Origin of the sequence: Ohtaekwangia sp. (genome assembly GCF_036786105.1) — a bacterium.
Lineage (GTDB): Bacteria > Bacteroidota > Bacteroidia > Cytophagales > Cyclobacteriaceae > Ohtaekwangia.
In genome coordinates this window covers 1-9,730 of record NZ_DAIQRQ010000105.1, presented here as the reverse complement: position 1 = coordinate 9,730, position 9,730 = coordinate 1, and the positions used below count along the sequence as shown (strand labels likewise).

The window sequence follows — 9,730 nt, the reverse complement described above, 5'->3', positions numbered from 1 at the left end:
AGCCAGAAGCCAGCGGCCTTTTCCTCTCACAGCTCACAGCTCAAAACTCGCAGCTTTTAATATCTGCGCACCTGCCGGTCATGCTTGTTTCTGTACAGCGAGCGGCTTGCCTGGTTTTGCTCGCGCGTAATGTGTGCGCGTTCTCTGCGTGTTACAGTTCCATCGGCTTTTGCTCTGCGCTCGGTGCGTCTGATGTGGCGTTGGTCTTGTCGTGCGTGAACAGTTTCTCTGCGGGTAAGCTCTCCGCTGGCAACGCCTTGGCGGATGCGGGCACGCTGCGTGTGCTCACGTCTGTCTATACGGGGTGTAGAGGTTTGCGCGTAAGCCACGGTGGCAAAAACGATGAATGATACTAATGCAATGATCCGTTTCATAATCCGTTGTTTTAAAATCTGATGCTTTGACTATAGCGGGTGACAAAAGTTTAAAAGCGGGGTAAACATTATTAAGGTTGTCAAATCGGCAGCAGCCCCGTATCTTGAGCCTTAATTTTCACGCAAAGCTGTTAAGGTGAAGAGACTTCCTCTGTTAATTACCATCGGAATAGTGCTCGTAACGGTCGGGGGCTATTACCTATATGAACGATTTCTCGTTTCCCGGAATACATCTCCCTGGGAACTGGTACCGGAGTCTTCCATTTTTGTATATGAGACCAACGACTGCCTGCCCTGTGTGCAACAACTGGAGCAGACTTCTTTATGGTCCGTTTTTCGCAAAGCCGCATTTTACCAGAAGTCGGCAGATTCCCTTAAAATACTGTTTGATTTTATAGAGGCCCAACCCCGGGGTTTGCTGGTATCGGCACATCAAACCCGTAAAGATGATTTTGATTTTGTATTCTATAGCCCGCTATATCAATCCAAAATGCGTAACCTGCTCATGGAGCAGTGGAACAAGCTTAAAACAACGGAGCGTGAATTTAATGGGATAAAAATCCATGAGCTGGCAGGAAAGGGTCAAACGTTTTCGTGGGCAGAGGTGGATGATATATGGTTTGGAAGCTTTACCCCATTTTTGCTGGAGGATGTGATTCGTACTTATACAGGTGATGGTTCCACTTTTAAAAAGCAGTTTGCTGCGGTATACCAGATGCCGCATGTAAAAGAAGATGCCGGTAATCTTTACATCAATATCAAAAACTTTGGCAATTGGCTGGGATCATTTGCCAAAGTGCCGATCGACTTCGTGCGCGAAGTGGGCCACTCATCATTGTTGGATATAAAAGCAGACGAACAAACTTTTACCCTGAACGGCTTTAGCCTGGACAGTGCGAGCCAGGGATATATACTTTCCATCTTCAATAACCAGGTGCCGGTGCAGTTCAACATGAAGAACTATGTTTCAGAACGCTCCGTGATGGTAACAAGTTTTGGTATTAGCGATGGCGCAAAGTTGGGAGAGTCGCTGCAGGCGTACGCTTCGAAGAAGAATCCGCAGTTGCAGGATTCCGTGCGGCAGATCGACAGCTCTTCAGGCACACAGTTGCAGGAACTATACAAGACACTGGGCAAAGAACTTTCAGTCTGTTACCTGGAAGGACGGGAGAAGAGTTTATCGCGCGTGGTGCTCATCGAAACTACAAAGCCGGATGCGTGGATTACTACCTTTAACACCATCGCTCAGAAAAATAGTGTTGATACTGTTTTTTATGAACGCTTTTCCGATTATGAGATACGCGAAGTGCCTTTGCATGCTTTCCCCGAAAAACTATTCTGGCCGCTGGTGTCAGGTCTGTCTACCAGTTACTATACTTCCCTCGGCAATACAATCATTATAGGCGAAGATATAGACGATCTCAAAGCCTTTCTGGATGATATAGACAAGGAAGAAACGTGGGGTAAATCGGTAGCGCAAAATCATTTTCTTGAAACAACACTGCTGGAGGCCAACTTCAGTGTATACATCAATACACCGTTGGTGTGGAATATACTGGAAGATGCGTTGTATCCCAAGTGGCAGCAGTTCATTGAAGATAACAAGCTCGCCTTGCAGTCGATCGAGATGGGCGCGATACAGATGAGCCACCTCAACAATAGTTACTATACTAACATTACGTGGACGGGTGGAGAAGCACCGAAAAGTGAAGTTGCTGCAAAAGAAGAGAAGCGCGATAAACTCATCACCAGCTTTAGTGAAGGTATATATAAGTTCTTTGTAATACGCAACCATTTTACCAAACAGGAAGATGTGCTGGTGCAGGATTCAACGAAAGCAGTAAGCCTTGTATCGGCAGATGGTAAAGTACAGTGGAAGATTGACCTTGACGATTTCATTACCGGTGATGTGACGCAGATCGATTTCCTGAAAAATGGAAAACTTCAGTTTTTCTTTGCCACACCCGGTAAACTTCACATTATTGATCGCCTCGGTAATTATGTGAAGCCATATCCGCTGGATATAGAAGAGAAAGATGTTGAGTTTGCCAGCGTAGTGGATTATGATCATAGTAAAAATTATCGTTTCCTGGTAGCGGGTAAAAATGGCAAACTGTGGATGTACGATAAAGAGGGCAAGAACCTGGATGGCTGGAAACCAAAATCAACCGATGGAAGTCTGTTCACAGCGCCACAGCATCATCGCCTGCGCGGCAAAGACTATATATTGGCGGTGCGTGAAGACGGAACGGCTATCCTGATGAATCGCAGAGGCGAAACCCTTAAAAACTTCCCGCTGAACCTCGATGCACGTCCATTGGGTGATTATACCGTGGAGACAGGCAACAGCAATACTGCTGCTAACTTTGTTATTATATCGCGCGATGGTGCACGCATCAAGTTCGATGTTGATGGCAAGATTGTGAGTCGCGAGTCGTTGATCAAAGCAACACCCGAAGCCCGTTTCAGTATGGTGCTGGAAGAAAATGGTAAAGCATACCTCATTGTTCGCCAGGAAGCCCGGCAGCTGACCATTATGAACGAAGAGCTTAAGGAAATAATAACGAGCGATTTTGTAGGCAACAATCCTGCTGTAGTGTGTTACTACGATTTTGGCGGAGGCAAAGTATATATCACTATTACTGACAAGAGCCAGGATCTGTCGTTTGTATACGATGGTCAGGGTAAATTGCTCACCACGCTTCCAATGGAAAGCACAGCTATTGCTGTGCGGCCGATGCGTCAATCAAAACTACAGACGTATAGCACACTGGGCAAATCGCTTACCATGCAGCCGCTATAGAATAGATACGGTGCGCTAGGTTTGGTAATGCTGGTCGTTATGGAACATATATTGTGTATAGACTACAGGATATACTGCCAATGCTTTGCCGATTTGTAAGTACCTTACTGTTAAAATGCGTGTTATGGAAAATGAGCGGGATGAAATTATCGTCTTTCAGCAATTCGATAATACGATTGATGCCAACATCATAAAGACCAAGCTGGATGCCTATGGTATACCTTGTTTTCTGACGGAAGAGAACCTGGCCAATCTTTACCCCGGACAACAGCATGCTTTCTTCCAGGTGCGCTTGCATCTGTTTAAGCACGACTTGCAGGAGGCACAGCAGATACTGGCAGAAGTGAATCTGTTCGTGGAAGATGATTCGATGCCTGTGTGCCCGCAATGCCAATCCAAAAAGATAGAACGCGGTTTTTCACGCAAGCTCACCGATCAGTTTCTGGCCGGCCTCCATGTCTTATTCTTCGGTATTTTCTTTCCGCAACGCAAAATAAATCGCTGTAACGACTGCCAGCATGAATTTTAACAGGTGTCAGGCATACGCTTGTAAATCGTTGGCATGCTGACTACTTTAGTGCAAGAATCTTACTGAAATATGTCTGTTAAAACGATTGTAGGTATTATGGGGCCGGGTGAAAACGCAACCCCGGAAGACAATGAAATGGCTTTCGAACTAGGTCGCGCGCTGGCTAGCAACGGCTGGGTGGTGCTTACCGGAGGCCGCAGTTTCGGAGTCATGGACGCAGCCATGAAAGGCGCCCGCGATGTGGGCGGCCTTACCATTGGTGTAGTGCCAGATAGTAACGATCGTAATGCTTCCGAGAATGCCCAGATCAGAATTGTTACCGGCATGGGCAGTGCACGAAATCTTATTAATGTACTCTCCAGCAACATTATTGTAGTGCTGGGTATGGCTGCTGGCACAGCATCTGAAGTGGCACTCGCTATAAAATCCAATAAGAAAGTTATTCTTCTCAATCAGGATGAAATTACCATCCGTTTCTTCAAGAACATTGGTACCTATCGCGTAATGGTTGCCAAAACAGTAGATGAAGTAATTTTCCAGGTGAAAGATTACCTGGCTGTGCATCAGGCTGGTCTTACCACGCACGAGTAATTGTATCTATACGGGTATAAAAAACAGGAGGCTCTGTGAAGAGCCTCCCTAGATCCTTTCTTCTTTACCTTCGCCAGTATTACCTGGATTCAGGCTATATAGAGTTTGTTCTCAGCTTTTTATCCGAAATTCTCATTCCGGTAAAAGAAGCACCCCTAAAGATGAAAGTGATCTGATGCCCTTATACCTTAAAACCTGATGCCAGCGTGCCGATGCCTGAAAAACACATAAAAAAAACGGTGCAGGGAAATCAGTTTCTCAATGTGTAGAACTTCGGGGATATATAAATCCACATTGCTTTTCGTGCGACAAATCACAAGTATATATATGTGTTTAAAAAATAAAGGGCCCCTCATAGAAGGCCCTTTTGATCTTCGATTGCTTTGTTCTGCTTCCAGTGTCAGTGAAAGCTGAAAAAGACTTACAAAAGATCCGGATTATTATAGCTTTCTTTTACCAACGTTTTCTTTTAAACCATTTATACCTTGCGAAGCTTCAGCACCTACTTCTGCAGCTTCTTCTGTCGCACGGTCTTTAATTTCCGCCAGATAGCTTTTTCCTTTACCCATCCATTGGGCAATTTCATCCATCCAGTCGTCTGTAGTTTTCTTCAGATTTTTGCGAAGGTCTTCTCCTTTTTCAGGAGCAATGAGCATTCCAACAATGACACCGGCAGCGGCAGCTCCCAGTATACCGACAATGAGTTTTGTTGATGAGTTCATGATCGATGCTGTTTTTTTTAGTGATAACTGTATTCATTTATAGGTTACATACTTTGCTCGCACGCCTTAACCTTGTCGAGGTGTGCACGCAATTGAGGTAATGTCTGGTCAATTAGAATTTTAAGATCGGCATCCTGTGTTTTATCAAGGCGCGACTCAAAATTCTTGATCGTCTTCTCGTGCTTGTCAACCATAGTCTCGCACCATTCCTTGTTGAAGTCTTTCACGTTATCTTCTTTCGTTAAGTCTTCAATTTTCTTCTTTGCATCGTCCTTTTCTTCACTGGGAACCGTAATTGCTTTCAGGCTTGCAAAAGTCTGCAAATCCTGAAGTAATTTACTATGATCTTTTTCCAGCATCCTGGCTGTTTCCTTGATCTGCGAATTGTCAGATTTTTCTGCTGCCAGTTTCGCCAGGCTGATCTCCGCATAGTTAGCAGCTACCGTCTCTGCTATAAAATCAGCATCCTTCTCTTCCTTCCGATCTTCAAACTTTTTGTCATTAGACTCCTTCGCAATTTCATTTGTATCGGTAGTTTCCTTTTTACCGCACGAGACAGCCATTATTCCGGCGAATACAAGCGGTACTATACGTTGCACTTTCATAATATATAGTGGATAAGTGAATGATCAGTGTGTATGCGCGTACTGGTCGCGGTAACTTTTAATTGTATCGTGCGATGCCTTGATCGCCTGCCGCTGGTTTTCTACCAGGCTCTTGATACCAATAGGCCAATCTATGTTTTCTTCAAGCGCATCTTTATAAGATTGCAGGGCACGATCTTCACCAAACTCGCAAAGTTGCAAGGCCGCATGTACATCGTCTGCGGAGAAAGTAGTGCGCACATCCATCCATGCGCGGTATATATCACCTGCAGCAGAAGTGTCGTTGGCAGGTTCACCACCCAAACGTATTACTGCATCGGTAAGATTGCTTTTATATTGGCGGCTGTCGGCAGCCATTTGGGTAAAGATAGCTCTGATCTCAAAGTCAGTAGTATCCTTGATCTCATCAGCAGCTTTCTGATAGCCTTTAATGCGATCTAAGTTTGTACGTATAAGATCATTCAGAATGCTGATAACTCTTTCATTCGTTTTCATACCTGTAATTTTTAAGTACTGTAAAAAATGTCAGCGACTTACTGACACATTCAAGCGTTCAAAAAAACATGCCACATACCTTCTTTCAAGTCCATGCCATACCAACTTGTTTTTGAGTAGTATATACCGCAGTGGCCTATACACCTGTGCATAAATCCCACAGTTTATATTAATAGTATTTCAGGGCGTTTGTTTAGTTTACGTTATAACATTGTATTGCGATGCCGTAGAGAAATTCAGCAGTGCGCTGCTTGTATTAGTTTGATGTAGAATATTTTTCTCACCTAAGAGTGAAAATCTTACTGATTAAAGCAGATGCTAAAAAAGGCATGGATATTTTCTGACCCTTGGCAGAGTATCACGTGGTAAAAAAATATAATAAAAGAGTATAAAGAGACTATTGTCAACTAAAAGTATAATGTTATGATACCTGACAAAGTAGTGTATACGGATGGACATGATGTTACAGTAACGGATTCAACGTTTCGGGTAAAGAGTACATCGTATAGTTTGAAAGGAATTATCAAGTATGGGCTGCTGATTATGCGTCCGCAGCGAATGCCTGGTATACTGCTATTGCTCATCGGACTGATATTAGTGTTTTGTGGATTTATAGACGTATTTCCTGCCAATGCCTTTGGTGAAATTCGTGCGAATGGAGAGTATGTAAATGCCAATACGATTGTGATGGGTGTAGGTGCTGCCTTGATGGTAATTGGTACACTCGTTGCCGTGTTGATTCGTGAACGATATGCCGTTCGCATTGCTACCGCAGAGGGAGAGAAGAATGCCGTGGTGAGTCATCGCAAAGAATATATAGCGCAGATCGTAAACGCACTCAACGAAGCTTTGCGTTTTGAACACCCGGACGCAGGCAATTCGTTTATTGCTGTAAAAGAGTAAGAGATTACTTAAATTAGCCAAAGATCTGTCCCTGCGATTGCCGGGGACAGATCTTTATTCATTTAACCAACCGTGAGTATGATAAAAATCTTTATCGCTTTGCTTGTTATTTTTATTATATATGCCGGATACGACCAGTCTCCTCCCCGCAAGCCGCCCGGTTTTCTGAAGAAAAAACTATCTGATTCGTTATCCGTTTATTATTTTGCGCGAACTGCCAAACGCCGGCCGGTTGCCATGGCCTATAAGAACAGGAAGCCCTTCACTGAAAAGTATACCAAGACCCTTGGATATAGTCCACGTCAAGCATACGTAAAAATGAAATCAGGCGTTAAAAAATTTATAGGTCAATAACTACCTCCATGTACGAGCAAAAGGAAATCAACATCATACGCGATTACATGCTGCGGGCCGACCAGACACTGGCCGTGGCAGAAAGCGTTACCTCCGGTCATATTCAAGCAGCGATATCACGTGCCGAAAATGCTATGAAATTTTTCCAGGGCGGTATAACGGCATATAATGTCGGACAAAAATACAGACATCTGCAAGTAGAGCCTATACATGCTATTGCCAACAATGCGGTGTCTGAACGCGTAGCCATGGAAATGGCCGATCAGGTATGCTCACTTTTTAAAAGTGACTGGGGTATTGGCATAACCGGGTATGCAGCACCTGCACCAGAGTTTTCAGTAGAAGAGCTGTTTGCCTTCTATTCTTTTTCCTTCCGCGGAAGGAATCTGGAGGTAAGAAAAATTATAGCACCCTCCAAGACTCCATGGGAAGTGCAGCAATTTTATACAGAGGAAGTTATCCGCGAGTTTGCATCTACCATTGTGTAGCCGTTAATCGTTACCCGTTACAGGTTAATCGTTGTCGGTGCTACTGCTACGGTAAACGTGTAACCAATAACGATTAACGGCTAACAACTCTGATTCTATTCTCAATATTTTGCACACCCGATATATAGGCTATAATATCTTCAGCATGGCGTTTTGCGTAGCGATCTTCTACGGTTCCGGTGAGCAATACATCGCCGTTGGTTACAGTCACCTCTATATCTGTGGCATCAATATGTGGATCGATCGTCAATCGGTCACTTACATCTTCGCGAATGCGTTCGTCTGAGCGCTTGTATCCTTTTGGACCTTTGCCGCGATGGGGTCCCCAAGTGTTGTATATAGAAGTATATTTTCCGTAGGGCTCATGTTGGCTGTATTGACCACTGTAGCGTTCGCCATAGCCGCGGTTATGGTCAGCATCATGTTGTTCGTGCCAGTGGCCCGAGTCGGTATTATACCCGCGATTGCCATAGCCGCCTTCGTAACTTCCGCCTCGCCACGTACGCTCACTACCATAATAGTTCGTGTTGAAATCACGATCGTAAGTCGGTTCGTTTAGCTGGTTTCGCCGCGGCTCGTTATGCCGGCTGCGCTGCATATCGTTGTCGCGACTGTGTCCCGGACGATTGCTATTATGAGCATCGTTATTGTCATAGCGATGATCGTATTCCTGTCGGGCATTCCAGGGAGTATAGTGTCTCCTTTTGTTAATACGTCTGTCGTTTATCATAACCTTAAATGAATTGCCGTTTGAAAAGTCAGAAGAATAAAATTGTGCCTGCAAATAAAAAACGTTTGCAGTTGGCCAGATCAATCACAAGTTTTAAATGATGGACGATAACAGAATTACTCGACTATAATTTTGTTGAGTTCTTCCATTACCAACGGTTTCTCCAGAATGCGAAAAGATGAAGCAGAAGTTTTGGGAACCTGATAAGCACTAATGAGGTTGAGTTGCGCTGTAGGATGATTGACGAGTATATATTCTGTTTTCCCCCATCCCAGTCCGTCCGGAAGATTATTGTCCAGAAAAATATAATCTGGTTTTACCTCATCCAGTATCCGCATGCCATCGGATAATGTAAGGGCATGATACACCTCATAATTTTTTGGTGCGAAGAAGCTTTTCATCAATACCCCAAAATCCTGTTCATCATCAATCAATAGTATCTTCTTCATATCGTGGTCATTTTAAAATCTCCTACCAATAGATAAGTGCCTTTTTTACACCCGAAAAAGCATTTACCAATTGATAACTGGGTATGGCGCTCCCCATCTGCGCCTCTTTTATTTTGATGGTATAAAGTATATCCTTTCATAAGTATGCCAGGAGATGCTCTGCATAGGAGCTAATATATTTTTTACAGTGGAACAGGTATGTGTTTTTCCCGGCCTTTTGTATGGATAATATTGACCAGAAAGTAAGAGCCTTCTTCCAGGCTTACGAAGATCGTTTCATGCGCGCCCTGCATGGCGACAATGCTATTGAAGGGCCTGTTGATGACGTAGAAGGCACCGTAAATGCTTTTGCAGAACATTTTATAGAAGCGAGTCCGGCAGGTGTGCAAGTCGGTAATAACGATGAGACTTTTCGTGAAATGATTCCAAAAGGAAACGACTTCTATAGAAGTATTGGAACAAAAAGGATGAAAATCCGCGATATTATTGTTTCCCCACTCAACGAACACCACGTGATGGCTACTGTACATTGGGATTCGTGCTACCAAAAAAAGAACGGCACTGAGATATCGATCGCATTCCCTGTAATATACCTTCTTCAACACCTCAACGGCGATCTGAAAATATTTGCCTATATAACCGGCGATGAGCAAGGCGCGTTGAGAGATGCTGGCGTGGTGTAGGGAG

The 9,730-nt window shown here is 44.1% G+C and carries 13 protein-coding genes; 7 read left to right on the top strand and 6 right to left on the bottom strand.

The window, feature by feature from the left end; genetic code table 11:
• Nucleotides 1–56 precede the first annotated feature (56 nt).
• Entirely contained in the window at nucleotides 57–374 is a 318-nt protein-coding gene (locus tag V7Q33_RS22720; protein WP_331984062.1) for a hypothetical protein, read from the bottom strand.
• A 136-nt stretch (nucleotides 375–510) separates the two neighbouring features.
• Between V7Q33_RS22720 and V7Q33_RS22715 the strand changes: the two genes are divergently transcribed.
• From V7Q33_RS22715 to V7Q33_RS22705, 3 genes are all read left to right on the top strand, one after another.
• Nucleotides 511–3,177 carry a hypothetical protein gene (locus V7Q33_RS22715; protein WP_331984060.1) on the top strand — a complete coding sequence of 889 codons (2,667 nt, stop codon included), beginning with the start codon at nucleotides 511–513 and terminating at the stop codon, nucleotides 3,175–3,177.
• A 124-nt stretch (nucleotides 3,178–3,301) separates the two neighbouring features.
• Entirely contained in the window at nucleotides 3,302–3,706 is a 405-nt protein-coding gene (locus V7Q33_RS22710; RefSeq protein WP_331984058.1) for a putative signal transducing protein, read from the top strand.
• A gap of 69 nt (nucleotides 3,707–3,775) precedes the next feature.
• Nucleotides 3,776–4,297 (top strand): hypothetical protein, encoded by a 522-nt coding sequence (locus tag V7Q33_RS22705; protein WP_331984056.1) that lies wholly within the window; start codon nucleotides 3,776–3,778, stop codon nucleotides 4,295–4,297.
• Nucleotides 4,298–4,737: 440 nt separating this feature from the next.
• On the opposite strand, the gene V7Q33_RS22700 is transcribed toward V7Q33_RS22705, so the two are convergent.
• Genes V7Q33_RS22700 through V7Q33_RS22690 form a run of 3 tightly spaced genes read right to left on the bottom strand, consistent with a single transcriptional unit; the run spans nucleotide 4,738 to nucleotide 6,119 of the window.
• The gene (locus tag V7Q33_RS22700; RefSeq protein ID WP_331984054.1) at nucleotides 4,738–5,019 is read right to left on the bottom strand and encodes a YtxH domain-containing protein; all 282 of its coding nucleotides are present in this window, start codon (nucleotides 5,017–5,019) and stop codon (nucleotides 4,738–4,740) included.
• A gap of 44 nt (nucleotides 5,020–5,063) precedes the next feature.
• Nucleotides 5,064–5,624, bottom strand: coding sequence for a DUF4142 domain-containing protein (locus V7Q33_RS22695; protein ID WP_333821399.1), 561 nt, complete (start codon nucleotides 5,622–5,624; stop codon nucleotides 5,064–5,066).
• 24 nt (nucleotides 5,625–5,648) lie between these two features.
• On the bottom strand, nucleotides 5,649–6,119 hold the full coding sequence (locus V7Q33_RS22690; protein ID WP_331984050.1) for a ferritin-like domain-containing protein: 471 nt from the start codon (nucleotides 6,117–6,119) through the stop codon (nucleotides 5,649–5,651).
• 423 nt (nucleotides 6,120–6,542) lie between these two features.
• Between V7Q33_RS22690 and V7Q33_RS22685 the strand changes: the two genes are divergently transcribed.
• The 3 genes from V7Q33_RS22685 to V7Q33_RS22675 all read left to right on the top strand — a co-directional run bounded on the left by V7Q33_RS22685 (nucleotide 6,543) and on the right by V7Q33_RS22675 (nucleotide 7,864).
• Entirely contained in the window at nucleotides 6,543–7,022 is a 480-nt protein-coding gene (locus V7Q33_RS22685) for a DUF6232 family protein (RefSeq protein WP_331984048.1), read from the top strand.
• 78 nt (nucleotides 7,023–7,100) lie between these two features.
• Complete coding sequence (locus tag V7Q33_RS22680; protein WP_331984046.1) at nucleotides 7,101–7,376, top strand: hypothetical protein; 276 nt, start codon at nucleotides 7,101–7,103, stop codon at nucleotides 7,374–7,376.
• Between the two features lie 8 nt (nucleotides 7,377–7,384).
• Nucleotides 7,385–7,864: a CinA family protein gene (locus V7Q33_RS22675; RefSeq protein WP_331984044.1), complete on the top strand. Its 480-nt coding sequence runs from the start codon at nucleotides 7,385–7,387 to the stop codon at nucleotides 7,862–7,864.
• Between the two features lie 73 nt (nucleotides 7,865–7,937).
• On the opposite strand, the gene V7Q33_RS22670 is transcribed toward V7Q33_RS22675, so the two are convergent.
• A complete protein-coding gene (locus V7Q33_RS22670; RefSeq protein ID WP_333821398.1) occupies nucleotides 7,938–8,594 on the bottom strand; it encodes a BON domain-containing protein in 657 nt (218 codons plus the stop codon).
• A 116-nt stretch (nucleotides 8,595–8,710) separates the two neighbouring features.
• The gene (locus tag V7Q33_RS22665) at nucleotides 8,711–9,043 is read right to left on the bottom strand and encodes a response regulator (RefSeq protein ID WP_331984040.1); all 333 of its coding nucleotides are present in this window, start codon (nucleotides 9,041–9,043) and stop codon (nucleotides 8,711–8,713) included.
• 221 nt (nucleotides 9,044–9,264) lie between these two features.
• On the opposite strand from V7Q33_RS22665, the gene V7Q33_RS22660 reads away from it, so the two are divergent.
• Complete coding sequence (locus tag V7Q33_RS22660; protein WP_333821397.1) at nucleotides 9,265–9,726, top strand: hypothetical protein; 462 nt, start codon at nucleotides 9,265–9,267, stop codon at nucleotides 9,724–9,726.
• Nucleotides 9,727–9,730: the final 4 nt, after the last annotated feature.